The 25,620-nt window shown below is 71.0% G+C and carries 25 protein-coding genes and 1 pseudogene; 12 read left to right on the forward strand and 14 right to left on the reverse strand.

Annotated elements, in window-relative coordinates:
- Window positions 1–101: 101 nt before the first annotated feature.
- The 6 genes from ACF1AG_RS28585 to ACF1AG_RS28610 all read right to left on the reverse strand — a co-directional run bounded on the left by ACF1AG_RS28585 (window position 102) and on the right by ACF1AG_RS28610 (window position 6,230).
- Window positions 102–2,135: an FAD-dependent oxidoreductase gene (locus ACF1AG_RS28585; protein WP_387796740.1), complete on the reverse strand. Its 2,034-nt coding sequence runs from the start codon at window positions 2,133–2,135 to the stop codon at window positions 102–104.
- Window positions 2,135–2,893 carry a hypothetical protein gene (locus tag ACF1AG_RS28590; RefSeq protein WP_387796738.1) on the reverse strand — a complete coding sequence of 253 codons (759 nt, stop codon included), beginning with the start codon at window positions 2,891–2,893 and terminating at the stop codon, window positions 2,135–2,137. Before ACF1AG_RS28590 ends, ACF1AG_RS28585 begins: the two co-directional genes overlap by 1 nt.
- Window positions 2,886–3,449 (reverse strand): cupin domain-containing protein, encoded by a 564-nt coding sequence (locus ACF1AG_RS28595; RefSeq protein WP_387796736.1) that lies wholly within the window; start codon window positions 3,447–3,449, stop codon window positions 2,886–2,888. Before ACF1AG_RS28595 ends, ACF1AG_RS28590 begins: the two co-directional genes overlap by 8 nt.
- A gap of 195 nt (window positions 3,450–3,644) precedes the next feature.
- Window positions 3,645–4,148 carry a 3-isopropylmalate dehydratase gene (locus ACF1AG_RS28600; protein ID WP_387796734.1) on the reverse strand — a complete coding sequence of 168 codons (504 nt, stop codon included), beginning with the start codon at window positions 4,146–4,148 and terminating at the stop codon, window positions 3,645–3,647.
- Window positions 4,145–5,386: an aconitase/3-isopropylmalate dehydratase large subunit family protein gene (locus tag ACF1AG_RS28605; protein ID WP_387796732.1), complete on the reverse strand. Its 1,242-nt coding sequence runs from the start codon at window positions 5,384–5,386 to the stop codon at window positions 4,145–4,147. Before ACF1AG_RS28605 ends, ACF1AG_RS28600 begins: the two co-directional genes overlap by 4 nt.
- 13 nt (window positions 5,387–5,399) lie before the next feature.
- Entirely contained in the window at window positions 5,400–6,230 is an 831-nt protein-coding gene (locus tag ACF1AG_RS28610; RefSeq protein WP_391810608.1) for an oxaloacetate decarboxylase, read from the reverse strand.
- Between the two features lie 236 nt (window positions 6,231–6,466).
- Between ACF1AG_RS28610 and ACF1AG_RS28615 the strand changes: the two genes are divergently transcribed.
- The 3 genes from ACF1AG_RS28615 to ACF1AG_RS28625 all read left to right on the forward strand — a co-directional run bounded on the left by ACF1AG_RS28615 (window position 6,467) and on the right by ACF1AG_RS28625 (window position 9,667).
- Complete coding sequence (locus tag ACF1AG_RS28615; protein WP_387796729.1) at window positions 6,467–7,348, forward strand: TIGR03620 family F420-dependent LLM class oxidoreductase; 882 nt, start codon at window positions 6,467–6,469, stop codon at window positions 7,346–7,348.
- Window positions 7,345–8,964, forward strand: a complete 1,620-nt coding sequence (locus ACF1AG_RS28620; protein ID WP_391810609.1) for a long-chain fatty acid--CoA ligase — start codon at window positions 7,345–7,347, stop codon at window positions 8,962–8,964. The genes ACF1AG_RS28615 and ACF1AG_RS28620 overlap by 4 nt, the downstream gene beginning before the upstream one ends.
- A 142-nt stretch (window positions 8,965–9,106) precedes the next feature.
- A complete protein-coding gene (locus ACF1AG_RS28625; protein ID WP_387796725.1) occupies window positions 9,107–9,667 on the forward strand; it encodes a nitroreductase family protein in 561 nt (186 codons plus the stop codon).
- Window positions 9,668–9,784: 117 nt separating this feature from the next.
- On the opposite strand, the gene ACF1AG_RS28630 is transcribed toward ACF1AG_RS28625, so the two are convergent.
- Both ACF1AG_RS28630 and ACF1AG_RS28635 read right to left on the reverse strand, forming a co-directional pair.
- Window positions 9,785–10,528 (reverse strand): IclR family transcriptional regulator, encoded by a 744-nt coding sequence (locus ACF1AG_RS28630; protein WP_391810610.1) that lies wholly within the window; start codon window positions 10,526–10,528, stop codon window positions 9,785–9,787.
- A gap of 520 nt (window positions 10,529–11,048) precedes the next feature.
- The gene (locus ACF1AG_RS28635; RefSeq protein WP_387796722.1) at window positions 11,049–11,207 is read right to left on the reverse strand and encodes a hypothetical protein; all 159 of its coding nucleotides are present in this window, start codon (window positions 11,205–11,207) and stop codon (window positions 11,049–11,051) included.
- On the opposite strand from ACF1AG_RS28635, the gene ACF1AG_RS28640 reads away from it, so the two are divergent.
- The 4 genes from ACF1AG_RS28640 (at window position 11,206) to ACF1AG_RS28655 (ending at window position 15,356) form a co-directional block, all read left to right on the forward strand.
- A complete protein-coding gene (locus ACF1AG_RS28640; protein ID WP_391810611.1) occupies window positions 11,206–12,294 on the forward strand; it encodes a TetR/AcrR family transcriptional regulator in 1,089 nt (362 codons plus the stop codon). The genes ACF1AG_RS28635 and ACF1AG_RS28640 overlap by 2 nt on opposite strands.
- A 789-nt stretch (window positions 12,295–13,083) precedes the next feature.
- On the forward strand, window positions 13,084–13,818 hold the full coding sequence (locus ACF1AG_RS28645) for a hypothetical protein (RefSeq protein WP_387796718.1): 735 nt from the start codon (window positions 13,084–13,086) through the stop codon (window positions 13,816–13,818).
- Window positions 13,819–13,857: 39 nt separating this feature from the next.
- A complete protein-coding gene (locus tag ACF1AG_RS28650; RefSeq protein WP_387796716.1) occupies window positions 13,858–14,628 on the forward strand; it encodes a transposase in 771 nt (256 codons plus the stop codon).
- A gap of 146 nt (window positions 14,629–14,774) precedes the next feature.
- On the forward strand, window positions 14,775–15,356 hold the full coding sequence (locus ACF1AG_RS28655) for a hypothetical protein (RefSeq protein WP_387796714.1): 582 nt from the start codon (window positions 14,775–14,777) through the stop codon (window positions 15,354–15,356).
- A 139-nt stretch (window positions 15,357–15,495) separates the two neighbouring features.
- On the opposite strand, the gene ACF1AG_RS28660 is transcribed toward ACF1AG_RS28655, so the two are convergent.
- Window positions 15,496–15,807: a hypothetical protein gene (locus ACF1AG_RS28660; RefSeq protein ID WP_387796712.1), complete on the reverse strand. Its 312-nt coding sequence runs from the start codon at window positions 15,805–15,807 to the stop codon at window positions 15,496–15,498.
- A 201-nt stretch (window positions 15,808–16,008) separates the two neighbouring features.
- Between ACF1AG_RS28660 and ACF1AG_RS28665 the strand changes: the two genes are divergently transcribed.
- Window positions 16,009–16,458, forward strand: coding sequence for a DUF6314 family protein (locus ACF1AG_RS28665; RefSeq protein ID WP_359605548.1), 450 nt, complete (start codon window positions 16,009–16,011; stop codon window positions 16,456–16,458).
- 23 nt (window positions 16,459–16,481) lie between these two features.
- Here ACF1AG_RS28665 and ACF1AG_RS28670 read toward each other — a convergent pair whose 3' ends face one another.
- Complete coding sequence (locus tag ACF1AG_RS28670) at window positions 16,482–17,522, reverse strand: LacI family DNA-binding transcriptional regulator (protein ID WP_391810612.1); 1,041 nt, start codon at window positions 17,520–17,522, stop codon at window positions 16,482–16,484.
- Window positions 17,523–17,810: 288 nt separating this feature from the next.
- Between ACF1AG_RS28670 and ACF1AG_RS28675 the strand changes: the two are divergent.
- Window positions 17,811–17,915, forward strand: a pseudogene (locus ACF1AG_RS28675) (carbohydrate ABC transporter permease); the annotation flags it as partial.
- The gene (locus ACF1AG_RS28680; protein WP_391810613.1) at window positions 17,912–19,744 is read left to right on the forward strand and encodes a beta-galactosidase; all 1,833 of its coding nucleotides are present in this window, start codon (window positions 17,912–17,914) and stop codon (window positions 19,742–19,744) included. The pseudogene ACF1AG_RS28675 and the gene ACF1AG_RS28680, both read left to right, overlap by 4 nt.
- A 550-nt stretch (window positions 19,745–20,294) precedes the next feature.
- Here the strand turns inward: ACF1AG_RS28680 and ACF1AG_RS28685 are convergent.
- The 3 genes from ACF1AG_RS28685 to ACF1AG_RS28695 all read right to left on the reverse strand — a co-directional run bounded on the left by ACF1AG_RS28685 (window position 20,295) and on the right by ACF1AG_RS28695 (window position 22,941).
- Window positions 20,295–20,888 (reverse strand): histidine phosphatase family protein, encoded by a 594-nt coding sequence (locus tag ACF1AG_RS28685; RefSeq protein ID WP_359605542.1) that lies wholly within the window; start codon window positions 20,886–20,888, stop codon window positions 20,295–20,297.
- A 132-nt stretch (window positions 20,889–21,020) separates the two neighbouring features.
- The gene (locus ACF1AG_RS28690) at window positions 21,021–21,464 is read right to left on the reverse strand and encodes a GNAT family N-acetyltransferase (RefSeq protein ID WP_359605540.1); all 444 of its coding nucleotides are present in this window, start codon (window positions 21,462–21,464) and stop codon (window positions 21,021–21,023) included.
- A 40-nt stretch (window positions 21,465–21,504) separates the two neighbouring features.
- On the reverse strand, window positions 21,505–22,941 hold the full coding sequence (locus ACF1AG_RS28695) for a PLP-dependent aminotransferase family protein (protein WP_391810614.1): 1,437 nt from the start codon (window positions 22,939–22,941) through the stop codon (window positions 21,505–21,507).
- Here ACF1AG_RS28695 and ACF1AG_RS28700 point away from each other — a divergent pair.
- Together ACF1AG_RS28700 and ACF1AG_RS28705 are read left to right on the forward strand one after the other, a co-directional pair.
- The gene (locus ACF1AG_RS28700) at window positions 22,940–23,857 is read left to right on the forward strand and encodes a DMT family transporter (RefSeq protein ID WP_359605536.1); all 918 of its coding nucleotides are present in this window, start codon (window positions 22,940–22,942) and stop codon (window positions 23,855–23,857) included. The genes ACF1AG_RS28695 and ACF1AG_RS28700 overlap by 2 nt on opposite strands.
- 223 nt (window positions 23,858–24,080) lie before the next feature.
- Window positions 24,081–24,281, forward strand: a complete 201-nt coding sequence (locus ACF1AG_RS28705) for a DUF1918 domain-containing protein (protein WP_033275010.1) — start codon at window positions 24,081–24,083, stop codon at window positions 24,279–24,281.
- Here the strand turns inward: ACF1AG_RS28705 and ACF1AG_RS28710 are convergent, their stop codons facing one another.
- Window positions 24,282–25,571: a glycoside hydrolase family 10 protein gene (locus tag ACF1AG_RS28710; RefSeq protein ID WP_391810615.1), complete on the reverse strand. Its 1,290-nt coding sequence runs from the start codon at window positions 25,569–25,571 to the stop codon at window positions 24,282–24,284. It lies immediately after the preceding gene.
- Between the last annotated feature and the right edge of the window lie 49 nt (window positions 25,572–25,620).

A 25,620-nucleotide genomic window follows, 5' to 3' on the forward strand; every position in this document is an offset into this window, starting at 1 on the left:
TGCTCTCCCTTGAGCAGAGGGTGGACCCATGCAGGTACGGCGCGGTGCTGAGCGGCGGCACGCCCGGCGCCGTACTTCGGCCGGGTGTGCCGCGGGATTACTCAGAGGCGGCGTGCGGCTTGGTCGCCTTCCCAGATGGCGTTGAAAATCTTTCGTGGTGCCTGGCAGTCGCCGACGGAGTAGATCTCCAGCCCGGTGGCGGCCAGTTGGCGGGCGAGCGCGTCGTCGGCCGCGTTGCCGACCGAGAGGACGACCGCATCGACATCCGTCCGACGGGTCTCGGCGCCGGTGTGGATGTCGACGAGGACGACTTCGTCGCCGTCGATGGCCTTCACGGCGGTGTTCGTCTGGAAGGTGACGCCGCGCCGCCGCAGTGAGCCGTAGACGAATCCGTGGTCCAGGGCTCCGCCGGTGAGGTGGGCGATCTGCGGAAAGATCGTCACCACGTGGACGGGGTGACGGCGTTCTGCGAGGTATTCGGCCACGGCGAACGGGTGCCGCTCGCCGGTGTCATCGATGATCAAAACATTGCGCAGGATCTCCGCCTGGCCCGAGAGCACGTCGGCCGGGGTGAACACGTTGAACTGGTCGGCTCCCGGCAGGGCCGGGGCGCCCGGGGCCCACTGCGCGGGACGCGCGGCCGGCCAGCCGTGGCGCAGCGGGGTGGAGCCGGTGGCGAGGATGACCGCGTCGAAGGCTCCGCCGCTCAGTTCGTCGGCGGTGACCTCGTGTTTCAGCTCGACGGTGGCGGAGGTCTTCTCCAGCTGGGCCTGCAGCCAGCTGACCACGCCGGACCACTCGCGGTAGGTGGGCGCCTGGGTCAACAGGTTGACCTGGCCGCCGAGTTCGGCGGCTCTCTCGAACAGGGTGACGTGGTGGCCGCGCTCGCTCGCGGTGAGGGCCGCGCGTAGCCCGGCCGGTCCGCCGCCCACGACCGCCACCCGTTTGCCGCCGGCCGAGGCGGGCATCTCGCGGAACTGGCGTTCGCGGCCGACTTCGGGGTTGTGGATGCAGCCTAGCGGGGCGTTGCGGGCCTGGGTGGCGACGCAGAAGTTGGAGCCGATGCACGGTCGGATGTCATCGGCGCGGTCCTCTTCGGCCTTGCGCACCCACATCGGGTCGGCGATCAACTGCCGTGCCATGCCCACCATGTCGGCCCGACCGGAGGCGATGATCTCCTCGGCGGTCTCTGGGGTGGTGATACGGCCGACGGCGATCACGGGGAGCGCGCCGACGGCCTGCTTCAGGCGTGCGGTGTCCTCGACCTCGTAGCCGACCGGGCGGGCCGCGGAGGTCCCGAAGATTGACATGAAGTCCATGTAGGTGCCCTGGGTCGTCGACATGTAGTCGAACACGCCCCAGCCGGCGATGACGGCGGCGATCTCGCACCAGGCCGCGTTGTCCAGGCCGCCCGGCATCGCGCCGTCGCTGCTGTTGACGCGGATACCGAGGATGCGGTCCGCGGGGACGACGGCGCGCACGGCGTCGGTGACGCGGCGCAGCAGCCGCATCCGGTTCTCCAGGGATCCGCCGTACTCGTCGGTGCGGTGGTTGGTGGCCGGGGAGAGGAACTGGTTGATCAGGTAGCCGTGGGAGACGCCGTGGATTTCGATGCCGTCGACGCCGCCCTCGACGGCGTAGCGGGCGGCGAGGACGTAGCCGTCGACGAGTTCGTCGATCTCGGCGGCGGTCATCTCGTGCGGGATCTCGCGGTAGGCGACGTCGGGCACGGGGCTGGGTGCCCAGGTGGGCAGGCGGCTGATCTGGCCGTCGGTCTGCCGGCCGCGGTGCCACAACTGGGCGAAGAGCCGGGTGCCGTGTGCCTGGACCGCCTCGGCCACCGCCCGGTACCCGGCGACCACCCGCTCGTCGTAGGCGAGGATGACGCCGCGCCGGGGCTGGGTGGTGGGGTGCACCGCCATGGCTTCCATGGTGATGGCGCCCACCCCGCCCAGCGCCCGCTCCCGGTAGTACTCGACGCTGGCGTCGGGGATGGTGCCGTCGGTGGCGAACTCGGTGGCGTGCGCGGTCTGCCACACCCGGTTCCGGATCGTTTTGGGCCCGAGCGTGATCGGGGACAGCAGGTGCGGGTAGGTCCGGTGGCCGGCTGCCGGTGCGCTGCTTGGCGTGGTCATCAGTGCTCCGCGAGCAGCCGGCCGAAGCCGTCGATCTGGTCGGTGATGCCGCTGGTGCGCAGCGCGTGCCAGTAGGTGGCGGTGTTGACGGCGATGACCGGCAGGCCCAGGTCGGCTTCGGCCTGGCTGGCGACCGGGCCGAAGGGCAGGTTCGCGCCGAACTGCACGATCGCCTGCGCTCCGCTGTCGGCAAGCTCCTCCACGAGCGGCCGGATGGCCGCGGGCGGGTTGTGCGCGATCTGCACCAGGGACGGCGAGACGAGGTGGCGCACGGCGTGCATCTTGTACCCGCAGCGTTCGACGAACGCTCCCAGGTGTGGTTCGCCCGCCGGACCGTACGGGGTCAGCAGCGCGATCGGACCGTCCGTGATCCCGTAGGCGCGCAGCGCCGCGGGGATGGCGTCACCGGCATGCACCAGGCGCAGGTCGGGCACGTCCAGGCGCGCCCGCAGCCGCTGTTCGATCCGCTGCCCCGCCTCCGGGTCACCGTAGATCGCCTCGATAGAGACGCCCAGGACCACCACGTCGACCTCGGCGCTCAGCACCCGCTCGACCGCGGCGTCAAGCGCGCTGTCGAGGTCGCTGACAGACTGCTGCAGGGCGCTGTCGTCGCGGGTGACGATGTTGGGGACGTGGATACGGGCGAGGTGGTTGGTCACGCCCTTCGGGCGCATCTGGTCGTACTCGTACTGCACGACGGTGTTCACGGACGGGGTGACGACTCCGAGCTTGAGCCGGTAACCGTAGACATCAGGCATGGCGCTTCTCCTCTGTGAGTGCCGGGCTGTTGGCGATCATGGTGGCGAGTACGGTGGCGGGCTTGTCGGAGCGGTTGATCCAGGCGTGCTGGATGCCGTTCATGATGATGGTGTCGCCCTGGGTGAGCAGGACTTCCTTTTCGTCGGTGAGGCAGTAGATCTCGCCGTCGACGACGGTCTGGATGTCGATGGTGTCGGTGGCGTGGAAGCCGGGCGGGCGGTCGCCCTCCGGCTCCATGCCGGCCGCGGCCAGGACTTCGCGCACCATCTCGGGGTTGTCGGCCCACTGCGAGGCGGGCGGAAAGACGCTGATGAAGACGCGCAGGCCGGTGTGTGGTGCGAAGTCCTCGTGCAGGACCGGGTGGTGGTTGCCGCCCGGCTGTGGCGGGAGCTTCTCGGCCTCCCACAGGGCGGCCGCGGTCACGAACGGGCTGCCGTAAACGACGGCCGTCGGGCCGTCGGAGACGATCGTCGACCGACCGGCATCGGTGACCCCGGTGAGCACCAAGCGGGGTGGCGGGGAGGTCGGCTCATCGCCCTTGTACTCGTACGTCATGGTGGTGCGGCTCCCTTCTCACGGCGCTCACGCAGATGCCCAGAACGCCGCGGACGGCCGGTGTGCCGTCCTGATGAATGTGGCCTTGTGTCGTGGGTGCGCCCCGGCCGCGGGTGAGGTGACAGTGCCCGGGTCTGCTACGAGCGAGGAGTGCGAGCTGACGGCGCCTCGCTGCAGTGTGTGGCCGCGGCCTGGTCAGCCGGCGCGCCGGTAGCCCTGGTCGGCCAGGCGCTGCATGAGGCCGCCGGCATCGAGCAGGTCGAGGAGCATCGGCGGCAGTCCGGGTACGTCGAAGGAGGCGTTCGTGCTGGTGTTGTCGACGTGCCCGGCAGCGAGGGCGATGCGTGCCTGCTGCCCGTCCTCGAAGGCGGCCCGCACGCCCGGAACCGTCAGGGCGGGCAGGCCGAAGTTGATGCAGTTGCGGTAGAACAGCGAGTTGAACTGGTCGGCGAGCAGGGCGCGGACGCCAAGGATGCGAAAGAGGTTGGCCACGGGACGGGAGGAGCCCACGCCGAAGTTGCGGCCCGCGACCACGATGTCGCCGGGGCGAACCTGTTCGCTCCAGCCGGGGCGCAGCTCGTAGAACACGTGCTGGGCTGCCTCTTCGGGTTCGAGGCGCATGGCGAACCCGGGATACATGGCGTCGGTGTTGACGGAGTCGCCCACCACCCACACGCGGCCCTCGATGATGTCCGTCATGACTGCACCTCTCGCGCGTCGGTGATCACACCGGTCACCGCGGACGCGGCGACCGTGGCGGGGGATGCCATGTAGATCTCCGCCTCCGTGCTGCCCATGCGGCCCTTGAAGTTGCGGGTCGACGCGGTCAGGCAGACTTCCCCCGGACCGATGAGCCCCATGTGGTAGCCGAAGCAGGCGCCGCAGGTGGAGTTGGTGACCACGCCGCCAGCGTCCGCGATGTCCTGCAGGTAGCCCAGCCGCATCGCGTCGCGGTAAACGGCCTGCGAGGCCGGGGTCACGATCAGCCGCACCCCGGAGGCGACCGTCTTGCCGCGCAGCACCTCGGCGGCGATCCGCAGGTCCTCGAGCTGGCCGTTGGCGCAGGAGCCGATGAAGCACTGGTCGACCTTGCGGTGCTCGATGGCCGAGACAGGCAGGGCGTTGTTGCTGACGGTGCCGGGGCGGGCGACATAGGGCACGAGCGAGCTGAGGTCGATCACACGGACGTCGGCGTACTGGGCGTCGGCGTCCGGCGCGACCTCGGTAAAGGGCTGGTCGCTGACGCTGCGTATGTAGTCGCGGGTGAGCGCGTCGGCCTCGAAGATGCTGAAGTCGGCGGAGACTTCTGCGCCCTGGGTGGCGATGGTGCGCCGGTCGTTCAGCGGCAGGCTCACAAGGCCGGGGCCGCCGTACTCGAGATTGTGGTTGGTGACATCCCCGAAGGTTCCGGCGATGTGCAGGAAGATGTCCTTGCCGCTGACGTGCTCGGGCTTGGCCCCCACGAACTGGTAGCGGATCGTGGGCTCGACGGTGAACCAGGTCTTGCCCGTGCACATGATGGAGTAGACCTCGGCCGGGCCCAGTCCCCGGGCGGCCGTGTTGTAGGCCCCGGCCGCGCAGGTGTGGGAATCGGTGCAGGCCAGGACCTGGCCGGGCAGGGCCAGACCGTTCTCGGCGATCACCTGGTGGCAGATCCCGTGCTGTCCGACATCGTAGAACCGCCGGATGCCGTACTCACGCGCGAACGAGCGGGCCCGTTCACCGCCCAGAGCGTCCTGCACGGAGGGCGCCGGCACGGCGTGGTCCATCACCACGGCGACCCGGTCCGCGTCGGCGATCTTGACAGGGTCCTCCCAGCCGACGGTGAACTGCAGGTCGATGAGGACCGTCATGTCCACATCGACGACGACGGTGTCGCCGACCGACGCCTTCTCGCGGCCCGCAGCGCGGGCCATGATTTTCTCGACGATGTTCATGCCCATAGCGGTCTCAACTCCACTTGTCACCGATGGCTGACCATTCCCGCAGCCCGAGAAGGTCGAAGAAGGCGGCCACCCCCTGCGATCCGGTCCGCGGATCGCGGCCGCCGAGCCGCTGGAGGGATCCGATGGCGGCGTCCATGACGGCGGCCAGCGGGTTGCTCGGATGGATGGCGAGCGCATAGCCCAGCTGCTGCAGCACCTGCGGCCCCTCGTCCGGCGTCAGGCCGCCCTGGACCAGGTTGATGAGCAGCGGCGCGTCGACCTCCCGGGCGATCCGCTCGACCTCCTCGCGGCTGACGGGCGCCTCGACGAAGATCACATCGGCCCCGGCCTGCGCGTAGGCGTTGGCCCGCTCGATGGCCTCATCCAGGCCGAGCACGCCCCGGGCGTCGGTGCGCGCCACGATCAATGCGCGGTCCCGGGTGTCGAGCGCGGCCCCCAGCTTCTTCAGGAACGCCTCCCGGCTGATCAGTTCCTTGTCGGGCAGATGGCCGCAGCGCTTGGGGAACGCCTGGTCCTCCAGCTGGATCGCCGCGACCCCGGCGCGCTCGTAGGAGCGCACCGTGCGTACGACATTGAGGGGTGAGCCGTAGCCGGTGTCGGCGTCGGCGATCAGCGGGATGTCCTCGAGAACGTCCACCAGCATGGCCGCCCGCTGTGTCATCTCACTGGCCGTCACCAGGCCGATGTCGGGCAGCCCGTGGGCGGAGGCGGCCACGCCCGCGCCGGTCATGTAGGCGGCGGAGAAACCCATCCGCCGAACCAGTTGGGCGGTGATGCCGTCGTAGACCGCCGGGGCCGTCACCAAGGTGTCACGGGCAAGAAGTTTGTGCGTCATTGCACCTGATGCATTCACTGTCGATTCCACTTTCTGAAACCTCTGCATCTACATTGTGCAACTGAAATTAAGACGGTACCCCCTGCGTGTCAACCGGTCGGGACGGTCCGAGCCCTGGAGGGTGCGCTCGGCGAGGCTCGTCGGGAAGCCGTTGACGCGCGGCTGCGGCGCCGCCTACCGTCTACGAAACCCACTTGGCGAAACATTAGGTTTCACATATTGGAATCGAGGCGATTGTGGTCGAACAACGACGTGCCGGCCGGGTGGACGCCTGGCTGACGCTCGCGGGTGTCAGCGGCGATGGGCTCCCGGCCATCGCCGCTGAGGTGGAGCGGCTGGGGTTCGCCCGCCTGTGGTTCCCGGAGACCCCCACCAGCCGCGAGGCGTTCACCCAGGCCGCACTACTGCTGGCGGCCACCGAGCGGCTCGGCGTCGCGACGGGCATCGCCAACGTCTACGCACGCGACGCCACGGCCGCGGCCGCCGCCGGGCACACCCTGGAACTCGCCTTCCCCGGACGGTTCGTGATGGGGCTGGGCACCAGCCACGCCGTGCGCAACGCCGAGCGGGGCCACCAGCACACCAAGCCGCTGGCCTACATGGCCTCCTACCTCGACTCCCTGGACCAGACCGGACGGTTCGACACCGGCGATGCAAGACCCCCGGTGGTACTGGCCGCGTTGCGGCCGAGGATGCAGGACCTGGCCCGTGAACGCGCCGCCGGGGTGCACACCTTCTTCGTCACCCCCGACCACACCGCGGCGGCACGCACCCTGCTCGGCGACCGCCCGCTGCTGGTGCCCCAGCAGGCGTTCATCATCACCGACGACATCGACGCGGCGATGCCGCTGGGCGCCGCCTACGTCGCCTCACGCCTCGCCCTGCCCAACTACGTCCACCACCTGCAGGCCCTGGGACACACGGAGGTCGAGGTCAACGGGCAGGCCACCGAGAAGCTGGTCCACGAGATGGTCGCCATCGGCGGCCCCGATGCGGTGGCCCGCAGGATCGAGGAGCACCTCGCCGCCGGCGCCACGCGCGTGGCCGCACACCCCCTGCACGCCCACGACGGAGGGCTGGCCCAACTGGCCGCTCTCGCCGAGGAGATCCGGCCGTGAACCCCACCGCGAATCTCGCCTACCTGCTGGAGACGACCGCCGCCCACTTCCCCGGCCGCGAGGCGATCGTGGCGGGCGCGCGGCGCCTGACCTACCGCGAACTCGACCTCGCATCCCGCGCATGCGCGAACCTGCTCACCGAACTGGGCGTAGGCCGCGGCGATGTTGTCGCGCTCACCTGCCCCAACATCCCCGAGTTCACGATCGCCTACTACGGGATCCTCCGAGCCGGCGCGGCCGTCGTCCCGCTCAACACGCTCCTGAAGCGCAGCGAGATCGCCTACCACCTCAACGACTCCGGCGCCTCGGTGTACTTCTGCCACCAAGACGTCGCCGGGCTGGCCATGGACTCCGAAGGCTGGGCCGGCTTCCAGCACGCCCCCCAGTGCCGGCAGTTCGTCAGCATCACCACCGACCCCGCTGGCGCCCCGCCGCACCCCGAGGCGCGCACCCTGGGCTCCGCGCTCGCCGACACCCCCGTCGACCACACCATGGTGGCGGTCGACGAGGACGACACCGCCGTCATCCTCTACACCTCCGGCACCACCGGCACGCCCAAGGGCGCCGAGCTGCGCCACCGCAACCTGCGCGACAACGCCCTGCTGGGCCGGCTGCTGTTCGAAGCCAGCCCCGACCGTCCCGACCGGCACCTGTCCGCCCTGCCGCTGTTCCACTCGTTCGGCCAGACCGTCTGCCAGAACGGCGTCATCGCCTTCGCCGGCACGAGCGTCCTCATGCCGCGCTTCGAACCCCAGGCGGCGCTGACCCTGATGGCCGACGAGAAGATCACCGTCTTCGCCGCCGTTCCGACCATGTACTGGGCCCTGCTCAACGCGATCGACCAGATGCAGAAGGAGGCCGGCGACAACAGCGGTGCCTCCTCGATCGCCGCCTTCACCCAGCACCTGCGGGTAGCCAACTCCGGGGGTGCCGCACTCCCGGGCGAGATCCACGCCGCCTTCGAGCGCGTCTTCGGCGTGACCATCCTGGAGGGGTACGGCCTCTCCGAGACCAGCCCCATCGCGGCGTTCTCGCCGTTCGGCGCCCCGGCCAAGGCGGGTTCGATCGGGCTGCCGGTGCCCGGCGTGGAAATGAAACTCCTGCGGCCCGGCTCCTGGACAGACCTTCCGCCCGGCCGTGACGTCGGCGAGATCGCCGTACGCGGCCACAACGTGATGAAGGGCTACTTCGGCCGCCCGGAAGCCACCGCCGAGGCCCTCAGGAACGGCTGGCTGCGCACCGGCGACCTGGCACGCCGCGACGCGGACGGCTGGTACTACATCGTCGACCGCTCCAAGGACCTCATCATCCGCGGCGGCTTCAACGTGTACCCGCGCGAGATCGAAGAACGTCTCCTGACCCACCCGGACATCTCGCTGTGCGCCGTGATCGGCGTACCCCACCCCAGCCACGGCGAGGAGATCAAAGCCGTCGTCGTCCGTCGGCCGGGATCCGACCTGAGCGAGACGGAACTGATCGCCTGGTGCAAGGAGAAGATGGCCGGCTACAAGTATCCGCGGATCGTCGAGTTCGCCGCCACGCTGCCCATGACCGCCACCGGCAAGATCCTCAAGCGCGGCCTGGGCGCACGCGAGGGCGGCAGCACCAGCGGATGACGCACTCGTCCCGCCCGGCGACTCGCTGCTCATACTGCGCTTCAGCAGATCCGGGATGCGCTGGGCCCGGGCGGCCGGATGCCTGGTCCGCCCCGGTCTAGCCGACCGGAATACGCCCTCGCGGGCGCCGGTTGTAGCCGATATGCACCACCCTCAAGAGCCGCCCAGCGGCATACACCCGCTGCTCGCCGGGCGCTTCAGCCCTTCCCGATTCGATCCGTCGGCGGCTGTCGACGACCGCGCCCTGAAGCTGCTGCTGGAAGCCGCACGGTGGGCGCCGTCGGCGGGGAACACCCAGCCGTGGGGCTTCTTCACCGCCAGGCCCGGTGAGCCGGAGTACGACCGTGTACTGCCGCACCTCGCGCCGAGCTCGGCGCGCTGGGCGACGGATGCCGGTCTGCTCGTCGTCACCCTGGCGCACCGGCACGTCGACGACACGGAGCTGCTCTTCTCCGGCTTCGCGGACTACGACCTCGGCCAGGCCACCGCTCACCTGACGGTACAAGCCCAGGCCCTGAAACTGGCCGCGCGCCAATTCCGGGCCTTCGACCTGGAAGGGCTCACCAAGGAGTTGAACCCGAACCCCGGCTGGGTGATCGTCTCCATGGTCGCCGTGGGCAAGCCAGCAGACGGCCCCGCACAGGATCGTGACCGGCACAGCATCGCGCACCTGCGATCCGCCCCATGGGTACCGGCGCGGTAACAGCCGAACATGTGGCACGGCGAGGTGAACGCAGCAACCACCAGCGCCGCCCGCCTGCTCCCAGCCCGTACGACATCTGCTGCGCCCAGGCCTGGGCGCAGCACTGCGAGGCGCGTCTCAGCCGCGCGGGGCAGGCCGCGAGAAGGTGTGCACCAGCTCGATCAGATGGGGAGCAAACGCGGTCATCCGCTCCTGGGTCCATCGGTGCCCGGGACCGGACACCGATACCGCCAGGTCGGCGCCCGGCACCGGGGTCGCCACACCGTGGACCCCGGGGTGGTTGGCGCCGAAGGACAGGACGTAGCCCAACTTGCGCGCCTCGGCGGCTCGTTCCCGCACCCCGCTGGTTGCTTCGGCGGGCAACGTGTCCAGCACCGCGGTCAGTTCGTCCTGGCCGAGGTTGGCCAGGAGCGCCGTCCCTGCACTCCCGCGGACGACCGGGGTCAGTTCGCCCGGGGTCCAGACCCGGCGCAGCGGGTGCAGGGTCGACTCGGCACCGAGCACCAGGACGACGCTGGCACCGACCCGCCGGTGCAGCGTGCAGGTCTCCCCGCTCTCGGCGGCGATCGTCTGGAGCAGGGGCAGGTAGGCGTTGTCGGTGTCGAAGCTGGGCAGGACGGCAGCGGCGAGCGAGTACAGCCGACCTCCGACGCTGTAGCCGCCGCCCGGGGCGTGCTCAAGGAATTCTTCTTCCTGCAGTGCCCGCAGCAGCCGGTAGGTCATGCTCCTGCCGAAGCCGGTCTGCCTCACGACCTCCTCCAGCATGAGCGGTTGTTCCGACCGGCCCACGACGTCGAGTACGCGCAGGGCGCGCTTCGCCGTGTCCGCTCCCCCGGGGCGCGCCTTAGAGGTCTCAGGCATACGCTCAGTCTAAAGGTGCACATCGACGGTGCCGGGAGCGTCTTGCCTTTCCTGGCCAAGCTGGTCGGCCGCCTGGGGACGCGCCGGTGACGCCGAACCGCCACCGTGCGGGCCCGGTCGGCCCGTTCGGCGGACTGCCGGATACCGGCGACCATGTCCGATCCCGGGCGTACCCCGGGCCCTGCGGCCGTCGGCTCGGGATGACCGGCGACGATTCCCTATCGTTGCCGAAGAGCGGCACGATCAGGCACGACGACGGTTCGCGCCCTGGACACGGAGTTAGTTCCTCCGGGGTGGTGGAGGCGGGCATGACCGGGGCCTTGCCGCTGGGCTTTGCGCCGGCAGGCGGGTCGGGGCGGAACCCCTCGGGGAACAGTTCACTGGGGGTGGCCTCCGGGCGTCTCGCCGTCGAAGGCCCAGGCACCGGTGATAGCAGTCATGGTCATGACTTGCCTCGATCCTTGAGTGAAGGCAGCTGTGCTGAATGAGCCGGTCTGACGGTGCAGCACCTCGTGTGGCGTCAGTGCGCTGCCTGGTCCGGACCGGCGGTGAACATGTCGAGGAGGGGCTGCGGGGCGTCCGGGTGGAAGATCAGCTCCTGGCCGGTGGCGGATTCCCTCTGGGTGTGTTCGCTGCGCGGGAAGGTCAGCGTCAAGGACGTCGCCGAGGCTGCGGACATGTCCATGAGCGGCCTGTTCAAGCACTTCCCGACCAAGGAGGCCCTGGTCTTCGATCGCGAGGACGACATCCGCGCCGGACTCGCCACAGCGGTTCGCGACTGCCCCAGCGGAACCTGCGCCCTGGACTGCCTGCGTGACATGCTGCTGAGCATCGGCACCGTCCCCGACGATCCGCAGCAGCAGGCGTTCACCGAGCTCACCGCCAGCACTCCGGCACTGCGCAGCTACGCCCGGCGGATAGGGCTGAGCAATGAACAGGCCCTGGCGGATGCCCTCATCGAAAAGAGTCCGAACGCCCCGGATGCGGTCATCGCGGCACGGGCGATAGCGCGCTTCATCCTCGACCGCGCCCAGCCCTGGCACCGCGAGGACCCGCAGCGCGCGATCGACAGCACCATCGACCTGCTCAAGAACGGCTGGCCTGCCCCCGAGCTGGGACACACGCCCCGGCCCGCCCCCGTGACCGAGCCGCAGTCACCAGCCCGTCCCGCCGGTCTACGGGAACGCAAGAAGGCCCTCACCCGCCGGGCCATCACCGACACCGCCGTGGACCTGTTCACCGAGCGCGGCTACGACCAGGTCGGTGTCCGCGAGATCGCCGAAGCCGCCGGCGTCTCCATCGCGACACTTTTCACGTACTTCCCCGACGGCAAGGCCAGCCTCGTGTTCCCCGGCGGCCAGCTCACCAGCCGCTCGGCCGCACTGGTGGACGCGGTGCGACAGCGCTCCACTGGGCAGACCATCCCGCAGGCCGTACGTGACCACATGTCCACCCGCGGACCCTTCGCCAGCGACCTGAACGCCGACCAGCAACGCGTACTCGAACTGGTGCGCACCACCCCGGAACTGCGCGACTTCGCGCTGAACTCCTCGATCGCGAGCCAGGACACGCTCGCCACCGCGATCGCCAAGGAAGCCGGCCTCGCCCCTGACGACATGACTGCACGCCTACTGGCCTGCTGCATCCTGCAGATCCCGTTCCTCGCCCAAGATGACACTGCCCCTCGCCACACCCTCGACGTCGTCATCGACTTGCTCAGCCGCGGCTGGCCAGCCTGCCTGTCCACGGTTCAGCGCCTTGAGTAGCAGATCTTCGCTGCGGCATCCGCGTGAGATTTTGAGCTTGCGCCTCGCAGCCCATGGTTCGCGCAGAACGACCGGCACGGCTCCGTGAGCCCGCTCGCACTGGGAAACCCTGCAGATCCACCCGTAGGCCTCGTGCTCCGCCGGGATGCGGATCACGTCCCGGCGGAACAGCGCGACGTCGAAGCCGGGCGCCTGCATCAGTGCATGAGGACCTCCAGGCTGTCACCGGTGGTACGGCTCGGCTGATCCGAGGTGATGACGGGCAGCAGGGTGCGGACGCGCTCGTTCATGATTCCTCACCCCAGGCCGTCTTCAGCGCGGAGGTGAACTCCGGGGAGTGCTCCTTGGCCACCCAGGGGTCGTTGTCTGTGACGTCGAGGGATCTTGTTGGTGGTCGTGTGCCGGAACGCGTGTGGCTTGATACGGCCGGGCAGTTCGGCCCGCCGCAGCACCCCGCGGGCTGCTTCCGCCATCCATGGCTCGCCGGTCCGCGGTCATCGGCACCTGCGCACCCACCGGATGCCATCCCCGTACACAGAGGGTGGGCCCGTGTCCGCCTCGACACCACACCGCACACCTTCATCAGCCGCAACACGGGCCTGGGGCGAGCGCGTTCGCAGGCGAATAGTAGTGCGCCCACGCCGTCTTGTACGTAATTCCAGTGCTGGGCCCTCTTCGCGGAAAAAGTGTGCTGCCGTGAGTAAGGGCTGTCCCGCAATGGCTTGGGAGCTCATGGCCCTGCCATTCTGCAGGTTGGCAGCAAGGCTGTGGGAACAGTTGAATGCCCTCGTGACGAACTGGACGCAGGTGGTCGATGCTCACGGGGCGGTTGGGCGGGTACCCCTGCTCCTGGATCAGGTGGAGCGAGAGGTAGCACCGGAGGCGTGGGACGAGCTGTGGGACCGTCTCTGCCTCCACGGTGAGACAGTCTCCGCGGCGAGCTTCGCAGCTCTCCCGCGCTTGGCAGCTCTAGCTCCCGCGTGTACCCAGGCACTCGAATTGGCCAGTGCCATCGTGCGTGGCACGTTGCGGCACCCCGACGGTGAAGCTCTGCTCGCGGGCTGTCCGAACGAGGTCGACCGGTTGCGGGAACTCGTGGACCAGCGGCTTCGGACGCCTCCGGCCGACTACAACCGGCTCTTCGGTGATCTGCTCGCCCTTGCAGGGCAGTACCACTGGAGCGCCTCCTTGGGAGACTTCGCCGACGACTTCTATGCCGTCTCCTGCCCCGGCTGCGAAGCAGAGGTAACCATCGCCGTCGGCGACTACGGCTGCTACGCGGCCATTCGAGACTGGGATCAGGGCGACATCGAGCGGCGGTCGCTGCGGCCTGCCCCGGCCAAGGAGCTTCGCGACCCTGGCCGATGGATGCACGCCACAGCCGACCGGGACGGGCAGCAGCGGCTCGCCGAGGGCATCAGATACCTCTTTGGCCGGGCAGAGTGCCCGGCTTGCGCCAGTGTGTTCAACATCGCGGAAGCGCACACGACCGCGAACCTTCCTCCAGCCCTTGAAACGTACTGAACAGGGAGAGGCGCCCCGGCCACTTGCGATGATCTTGAAATGGCTGGCGTCATCACGGCTTCGGATCCCGCGTGGATACCCCCGTTCAGCGGGCTGAGCCCAAGGCAATTCGGCAAGCTGATCACCGCGCTCCGGCGCGAGGGCGCCGACCCGGTCCGCAGGGGCCGGCCGTGGGGCCTGCCGCTGGAGGACCGGGTGCTGTTGGTCGCCGCCTACTGGCGCACCAACCTCACCCTGCGCCAACTGGCACCGCTGTTCGGGGTGTCCAAGTCCGCGGCCGACCGCATCATCGACCACCTCGGACCAGCGCTCGCACCCCGGCAGCGCAAGCGGTTCCGCACGGACACCGTCCTGATCGTGGACGGCACTCTGGTCCCCACCCGCGACCACAGCATCGCCGAGCAGTCCAAGGACTACCGGTACTCCACCAACCACCAGGTCGTCATCGACGCCGATACTCGGCTCGTCGTCGCCGTCGGTCGACCGCTGCCCGGCAACCGCAACGACTGCAAGGCGTGGGAGTTGTCCGGTGCCAAGGCCGCCGTCGGCCGCACCATGGTGATCGCCGACGGCGGCTACAGGGGCACCGGCCTGGTCATCCCGCACCGCCGAGCACCCGGCCAGGCTGGCCTTCCGGCCTGGAAAGAGGAGCACAACCGCTCACACCGCAAGGTCCGCGCCCGCATCGAGCACGCCTTCGCCCGCATGAAGACCTGGAAGATCCTCCGCGACTGCCGTCTCAAAGGTGACGGCGTCCACCACGCCATGCTCGGCATCGCCCGCCTCCACAACCTCACCCTCGCCGGGTGACCGGGGAACGACGCTGGTCACCCAGCATGCCGTAGATCATTACGGGACAGCGCTTAGCCTGGCATGAGAGATACTTCGCACCCATTACCGGAATCGCCCCGAAGGTGCTACGCCGAACCGCTGCAGTCCGGCTCGTCCAGGAGGTAATGGGCGGACCCCTCGATGATGCTGCGCGCTACCTCGGCATCACCCCGGGCCTGGTGCGGTTCAGAACCAACACCGACTTCAAACGCTGGGAGCGCGCAGGACGCAGTCCAGCCGAGTTCGAACGAGTCCTCCGCGAGCTCGGCGCCGAACTCCGAGCACCCCGGCGACCGCTCATCGACTACCAGCGCCGACGCGAGGCACTCAGGGACTGGGCTCTTCCTGGGGACGATTGGGATGCCCTGGTCAGCGAGTTGTCACCGCTTCCCGGCCCCATCCGGCCACCGGTCGGTGACCGCAAACGCCAGGACGCCTCCGTCTACATCTGGGTACAGGTCACACAAGGCGAGCATCTCTTCGCCCCGCGCACCATCGAGGCCGAACAGCCTCAACACATCCAGCTCGAATGGGCCCTCCGCCGCAACACCACCTGGTACAACCTCGTCCGCCCAGACACCTTTCGACACTATGCCGACCTGCGGAAACTCCTCGCCGAATATGCCCAACAGCTCGCCCGGGACATCGACTCGGGTGCAGTCAGCCCCTCCATACCCAATGAGCAGCCCGACGCTCACGCACAGTGAACACTGAGAGTTTTGATCCGCCAACTAACCCCCTCAAGATCCGCCAACAAGAATTCCCCACGGGCTCCCGGCCTGCATGGTTCAGACCATGATCCGCCAGCTAAAACTCTCGGTCACAACCACCGGCACCGGCTCGTACTCAGACGGCCAGGACCAGGAGGGCGACGATCACCGCGAGGGGTGCGACCAGGAGGGCGGCCAGGTGACCGAGCAGGGCGCGGAACATGCCGAGCACCCCGTACAGCACCGCTCCGCCCAGCAGCCAGCAGCCGAAGATCCGCAACGCCAGCTCCTGCGCGGCGTTCTCCTCCTCACGTGTGGTGGGGTTGCCGATGCCGCCGATCGCCACCCACAGCAGCACCACACCCACCAGCGCGCTCACCGCGCCGGCGAAGGGCGCGACGGCCCTGTCCGACCGCCGCACCCGCTTCCAGACCGCTATGCCGCTCATGAGAACCAGAGACTAGCCCTGCGGGGCCGGCCGGTGTCAGCACCGGTCGATCTTCATGAACGTCACCGAGTGCGGCGGGAAGGTGAACTCGAACGTGGGCGCCACGCCCCGGAACGAACGGCAAGATAGGGAGGGGCAGGAGCACGTCAATGGGGCGTGCGGCACGGCGGAGCACGAGAGAGCACGGGAGAGCGGGACGCCATGGGCGAGTTCTGGCCGGTACCCGACGTACTGGCGTATCTGGGCGGCACCTGGCGGGCCGAGCGTGTCGTGCGGGACCTGGCGAGCGGGGACGAGGGGCGGTTCACCGGGAGCGTGGTGTTCGAGCCGCTCGAGGACGGCGACGGCCTGCTCCAGCGGGAGTCGGGCGACTTCACCTGGCGGGGCGTCACCCGGCCCGCCGAGCGCACGCTCCGCTTTCTACGGGGCCCGGAGGGCACGGCTGACGTACGGTTCGCGGACGGCCGCTTCTTCCACGGCCTGGACCTCAGGTCCGGCCGGCACGTCGCCGACCACCCCTGCTCGGCCGACCTCTACCGGGGCGAGTTCACCGTCCGTGACGCGGACCACTGGCGCATGGTGTGGCGGGTGCGGGGCCCGGCGAAAGATCTGGAACTCGTCACCGACCACACGCGCGCCGACGGGGCATAGGCCCTTGCGGGCCACGGCCGCGCTCAGCCATCGCCCCCCGAGGCACGGGGCGGTGCGGTGCTCGAACGGACGACGAGGCGCGGTTCCACCGGCTTCGGTCCCGACAGGGCGCCCGGAGCGGCGATGGACCGCAGCAGCTGCGTCACCGCCAGCGCCCCCATCTCCGCGAACGGCTGTGCCACGGTGGTGAGCGGCGGCCAGCTGTACTCGGCGAGTTCGATGTTGTCCACGCCCACCACCGAGATGTCCTCGGGAACCCGGCGGCCGGCCTCGTGCAGCGCCTTGATCACCCCGAAGGCCATCTCGTCACTGGCGACGAAGACAGCGGTCACGTCGGGGATGCGTCCCAGGACGAGGCCGTTGCGGTATCCGGATGCGGGAGACCAGTCGCCTTCCAGCGCGGGAGGCACAGGCCGGCCGGCCGCCGCGAGGGTGTCGCGCCAGCCGTCACGCCTGCCGGCGGCCTCCAGCCACTCCTCGGGACCGGTCACGTGCCACACCGAGTCGTGGCCCAGGTCGAGCAGGTGCTGGGTGGCCAGACGCGCGGCGAGCGCCTGGTCGACGGCCACCACCTCGGTCGCGGAGGTGCGGGAGCCGTCGATCGTGACCGTGGGGACCGACGCGGTCAGCTGCTCGATCCGGCGGCTGGCATGGATGAGCGGCACGGCCAGGACGACGCCCTCGACGTCCTGGTCGGCCAGCCGGGACAGGGCGTCCTCGATCGCGGACGTGTCGAGCGAGGAGGTCGCCGCCGCGTTCACCGTGTACCCGGCCTCGCGGGCCGCGCTCTCGATGCCGGAGGTGAGGAGGGCGCCCGAGTAGTAGTGGGGCCGCAGCGTCACCACCCCGATGGTGCGGCTGCGCCCCGAGGAGAGCACCCGGGCGGCGTTGTTGCGCCGGTACCCGAGTTGCTCCACGGCCGCCATGACCTTGTCGCGCGTGCGCTCCTGAACGTTCGGACGGCCCGAGAGCACACGGGACACCGTCTGCGCCGACACCCCGGCGGCTCGCGCCACGTCCGCCATCCCTGGTGGCCGCTTCGCGCCGGCATTCTGCTTCACCATGGGTCCTTCCTCGAGACCGTGGTCCTCGACGATATCGCTGACACACCGGGCAAAGCCTGCCCTTCTGCCTTCGAACGCCCCAGCTCTGTCACACCGTTGGCATCGATAACAACATCTGCCATAGTTCGAGCCGTCGACGGTCACTCGGCACTCGACTGCACGCCGACTCCCCCGGATCGCGCGGCGGTCACCCCTTGTCTCGCCTCCCTCGAAGAGGAGTCGTGAAGAGATCGATCAGCCGGTCTGCTGGAATCGTCGACACCTAGCCATGTCGCGGTACCGCCCGCGCTCGTCGTCGTGGGCTCGCTCGTGTCCGTCGTCCCCCTCCTGCTCGCCTTCCTCTCACTGCAGCGGTTCTGGCGCGCGGGCATGACCGCGGGAGCCTTGAAATGACCGTCTCCGAGCCCGGCGCCGTGGAACACGGCTCCCTTGCCGGCGAACCGCCCGCCCTCACCTCCACCGACGGGGTGCTGCTGCGCGAGGGGCACCCGCACCGCGTCCTGGCGGGCTCCCTGCACTACTTCCGTGTCCATCCCGATCAGTGGGCCGACCGGCTCCGGAGGCTGTCCGCCCTCGGGCTCAACACGGTGGACACCTACGTGCCCTGGAACTTCCACGAGCGCGCCCGGGGTGACGTCGACTTCACGGGCCCGCGCGACCTGGAACGCTTCGTGCGGCTCGCCCAGGAGCAGGGGCTGGACGCCGTCGTGCGGCCGGGCCCCTACATCTGCGCGGAATGGGACAACGGCGGGCTGCCGGCCTGGCTCACGGACACCCCCGGCATGCGGCTGCGGACCTCCCATCCGCCCTTCCTGGAGGCGGTGGGCCGGTGGTTCGACGAGCTGATCCCCCGGATCGCCGCCCTCCAGGCCGGCCGGGGCGGTCCGGTGGTGGCCGTGCAGATCGAGAACGAGTACGGCAGCTACGGCGACGACCACTCCTACGTGCGCTGGGTGCGGGACGCGCTGACCGGGCGGGGGATCACGGAACTCCTCTACACGGCCGACGGCCCGACGACGCTGATGCAGGACGGCGGCTCGCTGGCCGGGGAACTGGCGGCCGCCACGTTCGGTTCCCGACCCGCTCAGGCCGCGGCACTGATGCGGGCACGGCGGCAGGGCGAGCCCTTCTTCTGCGCGGAGTTCTGGAACGGCTGGTTCGACCACTGGGGGGAGCACCACCACGTGCGTTCGGCCGACAGCGCGGCGGACGCCCTGGACGGAATCCTCGCCGAGGGCGGTTCGGTGAGTCTGTACATGGCGCACGGCGGCACCAACTTCGGCCTCTGGTCGGGCGCCAATCACGACGGCGAGCGGCTCCGGCCGACCGTCACCAGCTACGACTCGGACGCGCCGGTCGCGGAACACGGCGCCCTCACCCCGAAGTTCTTCGCCCTGCGGGAGCGGCTGGCCGCCGTCGATCCCACCGTGGCGGGCCGGCCCGTGCCCGCGGACCCGCCCCTGCTGGAGCCGCACACACTGGAGCTGACCCGGCGTGCGGCCCTGCTGGAAGGGCTGCGCGCCGCGGCCGAGCCGGTACGCGCACCCGTGCCGCTGAGCTTCGGCGAACTGGGGCAGGCCGCCGGCCTGGTGCTGTACACGGCGGAACCGCTCCTCCCGCCGGAGAACGTGACCGTGTCCGTGCGGCAACTGCACGACCGTGCACAGGTGTTCGTCGACGGAGAACCCGTGGGCGTGCTGGACGGCGACTCCGCCTCGGTCACCGTGCGTGGCGCCGGACGACGCGTGCGGCTCGAGCTGCTGGTGGAGAACCAGGGCAGGATCAACTACGGCCCGCTGCTCGGCCAGGGGAAGGGCATCCTCGGCAGTGTGCTGGTGGACCGCCGGCAGGTGCACAACTGGAGCATGCACCGGCTGCCGCTGGACGAGTGGACACCCGGGGACATCTCCCGGGCCGCCTCCGCCGCGGCCCCCCGTGGGCGGGCGGGCTTCGCCGAGGCACGGCTGGAGGTCGCCGAGCCCGCGGACGCCTTCGTCGCCCTCCCCGGCTTCGGCAAGGGGTTCCTCTGGATCAACGGCACCCTGCTGGGCCGCTACTGGGAGACCGGCCCGCAGCGGACGCTCTACCTCCCGCGGCCGCTGCTGCGCGCCGGTGACAACACTCTGACGGTGCTGGAGACGGAGCGCTTCGGCGAACGGATCGTCCTGTGCGACCGCCCCGAGCTCGGCCCGCCGGAGGAGTACGTCGAGACCTTCGACTGACGGCGACGGTGGCCACGGCGTCGCCCCCGAGCTGCGGCACGTATGCACCGCGGCCACGGGCGTCGCGGTGCGCCGCGCTCGTCGTCACGGGGACCGGCGGGACCACCCCGGTTCCGGGGCGGGCGGTCCCTCCCGGACAAGGGAGGGTCCCGGTGCCGGGGGCGGCACACCCCAGACAGGAGAGAATCCCGCTGCCAGGGGCCACACCCCAGACAGGAGAGAATCCCGCTGCCAGGGGCCACGCCCCAGACGAGAGAGGACCCCGCTGCCGGGAACCACACCCCAGGCAGGAGGCGGCCCCGGGGCACGGCACACCCCGGGCAAGGGAGGACCCCGGCGCCGTGAGGCAGCGGCGTCCGCGCAAGTGGCAGGCCGGCCGTTGCCCTGCCCTGACTCGGTGACCCCCGGTGGCGCCGGCCGCCCTGCTCGGGCGGCCCGCACCGGGGCGGCTCGCCGTCGGCGACGCGGGCCGCTGGTGCGCGGGCCGGCCGGGGATACCGGACCTCGTCGACCGGTACGGGCGGGTGGGCCGGGGCCCGGCACGTCGGGCCTACGCGCGGGTGGGCTGGCCGCACACGCTCTCCAGCCGCAGGCTCCACCGGCCCGGCAGACCGGCGACACTGATCGTCGACAGCGACCGCACGTCGATGCTCCAGTAGGTGGCGGGCGGCGCCCTCAGCGCGTAGACGAGCGCCGCGCGGATCACCGACGGCTCGGCCACCGCGACCACCCGGCAGCCGTCCTCGGCGGGCCGGGTGTCGAGCCAGTTGCCGACGCGTCCGATGAAGTCCAGCAGGGACTCGCCGCCGTGGGGCGTGGACCGCGGGTCGGCCAGCCACGCGTCCACCGCCTCCGGCTCACGGGCCATCGCCTCGCCGAGGGTCAGTCCGCGCCAGCGCCCCATGTCGCAGTCGCGAAGGGCGAGCTGGACGAGCGGCGCGTAGCCGAGACCTTCCCCGGTCGCGCGGCTGCGCGGGGCCGGGGAGCAGTAGCGCAGGTCGGCCGCGGCCAGCGGCAGCAGGTCGTGCGCGACGCGTTGCACCTCGCTCCATCCGGCCTGGTCCAGCGGCCGGGGGTCCTCGAAGCGCTCGGACAGCACCGTGGAGCTCCCCGCTGCGGCGACGAACGTGACCCGAAGTGCCATGCCGCGATGGTCAGCCGCCGGGGTCGGCTGGTCAAGAGGCGTCGGCCGGCCATGACGCATGGTGGCCCAGCCCTCACCCTCCGCCGGGGGCATACGGCACAACCCGGCCGTACGCACCCACCTGAGCCGGTGTCAGGCCTGCTCGAAGATGAGCGCCATCCACTGGTCCGGCCGCTCCAGTGGCCGGAACCCCAGGGGCGCGTACACCTCGTGCGCGTCGTGCGTGGCGAGCAGGACGCGCCGTACGCCGTACTCGCGCACGTCGTCCCGTACCACGGTGACGAGCGCCGTGCCGAGGCCCTTGCCGCGGACGGCGGGGTCCACGTACACGTCGCACAGCCAGGCGAAGGTGGCCCGGTCGGTGATGACGCGGGCGTACGCCACCTGCGCGCCCGTGACGGTGTCGTACACGCCGAAGTTGAGCGAGCCGCCGATCGCCTTGTCCTGTGTCTCGCGGGGGCGGCCGAGGGCCCAGTACGCGTCGGTGGACAGCCACCGGTGCACCGTGCCGGCGTCGATCCGGGCGGGGTCGGTGGAGATCTCGTAGCCTTCGGGGAGGCGTGGGGCGGCAGTCATGCGCCGATGCTGGCAGCCGGTGGCGGCGGGCGTCGACCTCTTATCCCACCACCTGGAACCAGGCCGAGCGCAGCCGGTGCACGCCCTCCGTGATCTCACCCGTGCCGGCCACGGCGGCGAAGCTCAGGCGCAGGTGCCCGGCGGACGGTTCGGCGCTGAAGTAGGGACGTCCGGGGGTGACGGCGACCCCCGCGCGCAGGGCGGCAGCGGTCAGGGCGGACTCGGACGCGCCGTCGGGGAGGCGCAGCCACAGGTGGTAGCCGCCGGAGGGGACGTGCGGCAGGGCGAGGTCGGGCAGCTGGAGGCGGAGCGCGGCGGTCATGGCGTCGCGGCGGGTGCGCAGGGCGGCGGCGATGGAGCGCAGGTGACGGGGCCAGGCGGCGGAGCCGACCAGTTCCAGGGTGGCCTCCTGGAGCGGGCGCGGCACGAAGAAGGTGTCGACGATCTGGATGGCCCGCAGCCGCTCCAGCACCGGGCCGTGCGCGGCGAGGGCGCTCACCCGGAAGCTGGGCGAGGTGGCCTTGGTCAGCGAGCTGACGTGCACCACCACGCCGTCGGGGTCGTCGGCGGCGAGCGGGCGCGGCAGCGGGCCCGCGTCCTCGTGCACGAGCCTCCGTACGAAGTCGTCCTCAACGACGAACGCGCCGGCCTGCCGGGCGATGCGCAGCACCTCGGCGCGCCGCTCGGGGGCGAGGACGGCGCCGGTCGGGTTCTGGAAGAGGGGCTGGCAGACGAAGACGCGGGCGCCGGTCGCGCGGAAGGCGTCGGCGAGCAGGGACGGGCGTACGCCGTGGGCGTCGACCGGGACGGGCACCGGGCGGAGTCCGGCGGCGCGGGCGATGGCGAGCATGCCGGGGTAGGTGGGCGACTCGACGAGGACGGGCGCGCCGGGTGGGGCGAGGGCGCGCAGGGCCGTGGTGAGGGCGGACTGTCCGCCTGCGGTGACCAGCACGCCGGCCGCCGTGACGGGCCCGCCGACGGCGCGCGCGAACCATTCGCGCAGTTCGGGCAGGCCTTCCATGGGCGGCCTCCCCCATGCCCCCGGCCTGCGCCCGGCGCGGGCCAGCGCGGCGGCCATGGCGCGCTCCGGCTGGAGCGAGGGGTGCAGGTAGCCGCCGTTGAACTCGATCACTCCGGGTGCGGGGGCGGCGAGCGAGACGAGGACGCCGGACGCGTCGACCGAGCGCGGGACGAGGTCGGCGGCGCCGTCGGCACTGAGGGCGACCTCCTGCCAGGAGGTGTCACCGGTGGGGGCGGCCGGTGTGCGGGGCGCGGCACGAAAGGCGCCGGCGCCGGGGCGGGTGACGACCAGCCCTTCGGCGGCGAGCCGCGCCAGGGCCCTGGAGACGGTGACGGGGCTGACGCGAAACCGCTCGACGAGGGCACGGCTGGACGGGAGCTTCTCACCAGGAGAGTAGCGATCGAGCTCCTGTCGAAGCTGTTCCGCCAGTTCGCCGACGCTGCTACGCTCTTGCATGAGAGCACAGAGTAGCGCTACTGCCGCGGTTCCGATAGCAGTTCCCGCTCCCTCGCGCGGCCCTGGCTTCGGCACCCTGCAGGCCGCCCTCGGGGTGGTCGCCTTCTCCCTGACCTTCCCCGCCACCGCCTGGGGCCTGGAGGGCTTCGGTCCCTGGTCGCTGGTGGCGGTGCGCAGCGTGCTCGCTGCGGTGATCGCCGGGGGCTGTCTGCTGGCCCTGCGCGTCCCGCTCCCCGTCCGCCGCCACTGGGCGGGGCTCGCGGTGGTCGCGGCGGGTGTGGTGCTCGGCTTCCCGATGCTGACCACGCTGGCGCTGCAGACGTCCACGACGGCGCACGCCGCGGTCGTCGTCGGCCTGCTGCCGCTCACCACGGCCCTCTTCTCGTCCCTGCGGACGGGCACACGGCCCTCGCGCACCTTCTGGGCGGCGGCCCTCGCCGGCGCGGCGGCGGTGGTGGCGTTCACCGTGCAGCAGAGCGGGGGCGCGCTGACGACGGCGGACCTCTACCTCTTCGGCGCCCTGCTGATCTGCGCTGCCGGTTACACCGAGGGCGGCCGGCTGGCCGGCGCCATGCCGGGCTGGCAGGTCATCGGCTGGGCGCTGGTGCTGTGCCTGCCGCTCACGGTGCCGGTGGCCGCGGTGGCCCTGACCGCGGAGCCGGTCCACCTCACCGCGCACAGCGTGACCGGCCTGCTGTGGGTGGCGGCGGGCTCCCAGTTCCTCGGCCTGATCGTCTGGTACCGGGGCATGGCCTCCATCGGCATCCCGAAGGCCAGCCAGCTCCAGCTCGCGCAGCCCCTGCTGACCCTGTTCTGGTCGGTCTTCCTCCTGGGCGAACACCTCCCCCTGGCGGCCCCGCTCACGGCGGTGGCGGTCCTGGTGTGCATCGCGGTGACCCAGCGGGCGCGGGGTTAGCCCACGGCGTGGGGCCGGTCCACGGACGCGGCCGGCTGAACGGGGCGCGGCACGGCGGGGGCGTGTCGTCCGGGACACGGCACCCGGCAGCTGCGCTCCTGTCGAGGGGGTCCGGATCCGGCCGCGTGGCCCGGCGTCGCGGTCGGACCGCTGCCGTCGTGGGGCCCCCGCCGTAGACTCGTAGGAGCATGAACCGCTGCTCCCGTCAGGTGAGGAGGCGACGATGCGCGCAACCGTGGGCGACCGGCTTGTCCAGCACGGCAGGGTGGTCGGCCAGCACGACAAGGCCGGCGAGATCGTCGAAGTGCTCGGCCGGGACGGCGACCCGCCTTACCGGGTCCGGTTCGAGGACGGGCACGAGGGCATCTGCTCCCCCGGCCCCGACACCGAGATCCGGCACCGGGAGGTCGTGACCCGGCACTGATCAGGACGGGGGCCCGGCGGGGCGGCCGTAGTGGTCGGCCACCACCCGTGCCATCGCCCCGACCGGATCGGCCGTCACCTCGCGCGCCGCGAAGAACACGTGTCCCCGCACCTCGGGGTACATCTTCACGAGCGTGAGGTGACGGGACAGTTCGGCGGGGTCCTGCCAGGCAGCGGGCTGCGCCGGGTCCCCCGCCTTGTACAGCGCCTCCCCGGCGTACAGCCGCGTGCCCGAGCCGCGCACGACGTCGGCCCACCAGGGCAGCAGCTTCGCGTAGTCGGCCGCGGCGAAGCCGATGTTCCAGTACAGCTGCGGGCAGATGTAGTCGATCCAGTTCTCCAGCGCCCACTTCCGGGTGTCCGCGTGCAGGTCGTCGTACGACTGCACGCCCGCGCGGGTGGCGGAGCCCCGCGGGTCGACGTCGGCGTTGCGCCACACCCCGAAAGGGCTGATGCCGAAGCGCGTGCCGGGGCGGACCGTCCGGATCTCCTCGGCCGTCTCGTGGACCAGCCGGTCGACGTTGTCCCGCCGCCAGGCCGCGCGGTCCGGGAAGCCGGCCCCGTACCGGTCGTAGGCGGCGTCGTCGTCGAAGGTCTGCCCGGCCACCGGGTACGGGTAGAAGTAGTCGTCGAAGTGGACCCCGTCGACCGGGTAGCGGCGCACCGCGTCCAGCATCGCCTCCCGCACGAACGCCCGGACCTCGGGCAGCCCCGGGTCGTAGTAGAGCTTCCCGGCGTACGGGATCACCCAGCCGGGGTTGCGGCGAGCCGGATGGGAGGCGGCGAGCCGCGTGGGGTCGGCGTGCATGGCGACCCGGTACGGGTTGAACCAGGCGTGCAGCTCCAGCCCGCGGGCGTGCGCCTCCGCGACAGCCGTGCCGAGCGGGTCCCAGCCGGGGTCGGCGCCCTGCGCGCCGGTGAGGTACTCCGACCACGGCTCGTGCGGCGACGGCCACAGCGCGTCGGCCGTCGGCCGCACCTGGAGCATCACCGTGTTGAGGCGGGCGTGGACGGCCGCGTCGAGGTGGGCGAGCAGTTCGGCGCGCTGCCGGCCGGCGCTCAGGCCGGGCCTGGACGGCCAGTCCCGGTTGGTGACGGTGGCCACCCACATGCCCCGCATCTCACCGCTCGCCGCGCCTCCCCGCCCGGGCCCGCCCGCCGTGCCCGCGTCCGGCACCCGCCGCGGTGCGGCGGACCCCTGCGCCGTCGTCGCCAGCACGGCCAGCACCGCCGCCGTGAAGTTCCTGCGTGACACCCGCACCCTCGCCCCCTGCCTCCGCTGTGGCGACATCTGTCACGATCGTCGTAGAACCGCCTGGCCAGGGCGGGTCCCCGGCCAG

The organism is Streptomyces sp. NPDC014764 (assembly GCF_043082785.1).
Lineage (GTDB): Bacteria > Actinomycetota > Actinomycetes > Streptomycetales > Streptomycetaceae > Streptomyces > Streptomyces althioticus.

What these genes read in the sequence shown, in the direction of transcription:
- ACF1AG_RS28605 (WP_387796732.1), bottom strand. Translation starts at nt 5,386, where the DNA reads ATGAACATCGTCGAGAAAATCATGGCCCGCGCTGCGGGCCGCGAGAAG.
- ACF1AG_RS28590 (WP_387796738.1), bottom strand. Translation starts at nt 2,893, where the DNA reads ATGCCTGATGTCTACGGTTACCGGCTCAAGCTCGGAGTCGTCACCCCG.
- ACF1AG_RS28685 (WP_359605542.1), bottom strand. Translation starts at nt 20,888, where the DNA reads ATGGCACTTCGGGTCACGTTCGTCGCCGCAGCGGGGAGCTCCACGGTG.
- ACF1AG_RS28630 (WP_391810610.1), bottom strand. Translation starts at nt 10,528, where the DNA reads ATGCCTGAGACCTCTAAGGCGCGCCCCGGGGGAGCGGACACGGCGAAG.
- ACF1AG_RS28600 (WP_387796734.1), bottom strand. Translation starts at nt 4,148, where the DNA reads ATGACGGACATCATCGAGGGCCGCGTGTGGGTGGTGGGCGACTCCGTC.
- ACF1AG_RS28695 (WP_391810614.1), bottom strand. Translation starts at nt 22,941, where the DNA reads ATGCAAGAGCGTAGCAGCGTCGGCGAACTGGCGGAACAGCTTCGACAG.
- ACF1AG_RS28625 (WP_387796725.1), top strand. Translation starts at nt 9,107, where the DNA reads ATGCACCACCCTCAAGAGCCGCCCAGCGGCATACACCCGCTGCTCGCC.
- ACF1AG_RS28660 (WP_387796712.1), bottom strand. Translation starts at nt 15,807, where the DNA reads ATGAGCGGCATAGCGGTCTGGAAGCGGGTGCGGCGGTCGGACAGGGCC.
- ACF1AG_RS28680 (WP_391810613.1), top strand. Translation starts at nt 17,912, where the DNA reads ATGACCGTCTCCGAGCCCGGCGCCGTGGAACACGGCTCCCTTGCCGGC.
- ACF1AG_RS28595 (WP_387796736.1), bottom strand. Translation starts at nt 3,449, where the DNA reads ATGACGTACGAGTACAAGGGCGATGAGCCGACCTCCCCGCCACCCCGC.
- ACF1AG_RS28700 (WP_359605536.1), top strand. Translation starts at nt 22,940, where the DNA reads ATGAGAGCACAGAGTAGCGCTACTGCCGCGGTTCCGATAGCAGTTCCC.
- ACF1AG_RS28690 (WP_359605540.1), bottom strand. Translation starts at nt 21,464, where the DNA reads ATGACTGCCGCCCCACGCCTCCCCGAAGGCTACGAGATCTCCACCGAC.
- ACF1AG_RS28670 (WP_391810612.1), bottom strand. Translation starts at nt 17,522, where the DNA reads ATGGTGAAGCAGAATGCCGGCGCGAAGCGGCCACCAGGGATGGCGGAC.
- ACF1AG_RS28635 (WP_387796722.1), bottom strand. Translation starts at nt 11,207, where the DNA reads ATGTCCGCAGCCTCGGCGACGTCCTTGACGCTGACCTTCCCGCGCAGC.
- ACF1AG_RS28710 (WP_391810615.1), bottom strand. Translation starts at nt 25,571, where the DNA reads ATGTCGCCACAGCGGAGGCAGGGGGCGAGGGTGCGGGTGTCACGCAGG.
- ACF1AG_RS28585 (WP_387796740.1), bottom strand. Translation starts at nt 2,135, where the DNA reads ATGACCACGCCAAGCAGCGCACCGGCAGCCGGCCACCGGACCTACCCG.
- ACF1AG_RS28640 (WP_391810611.1), top strand. Translation starts at nt 11,206, where the DNA reads ATGTCCATGAGCGGCCTGTTCAAGCACTTCCCGACCAAGGAGGCCCTG.
- ACF1AG_RS28655 (WP_387796714.1), top strand. Translation starts at nt 14,775, where the DNA reads ATGGGCGGACCCCTCGATGATGCTGCGCGCTACCTCGGCATCACCCCG.
- ACF1AG_RS28610 (WP_391810608.1), bottom strand. Translation starts at nt 6,230, where the DNA reads ATGACGCACAAACTTCTTGCCCGTGACACCTTGGTGACGGCCCCGGCG.
- ACF1AG_RS28665 (WP_359605548.1), top strand. Translation starts at nt 16,009, where the DNA reads ATGGGCGAGTTCTGGCCGGTACCCGACGTACTGGCGTATCTGGGCGGC.
- ACF1AG_RS28650 (WP_387796716.1), top strand. Translation starts at nt 13,858, where the DNA reads ATGGCTGGCGTCATCACGGCTTCGGATCCCGCGTGGATACCCCCGTTC.
- ACF1AG_RS28705 (WP_033275010.1), top strand. Translation starts at nt 24,081, where the DNA reads ATGCGCGCAACCGTGGGCGACCGGCTTGTCCAGCACGGCAGGGTGGTC.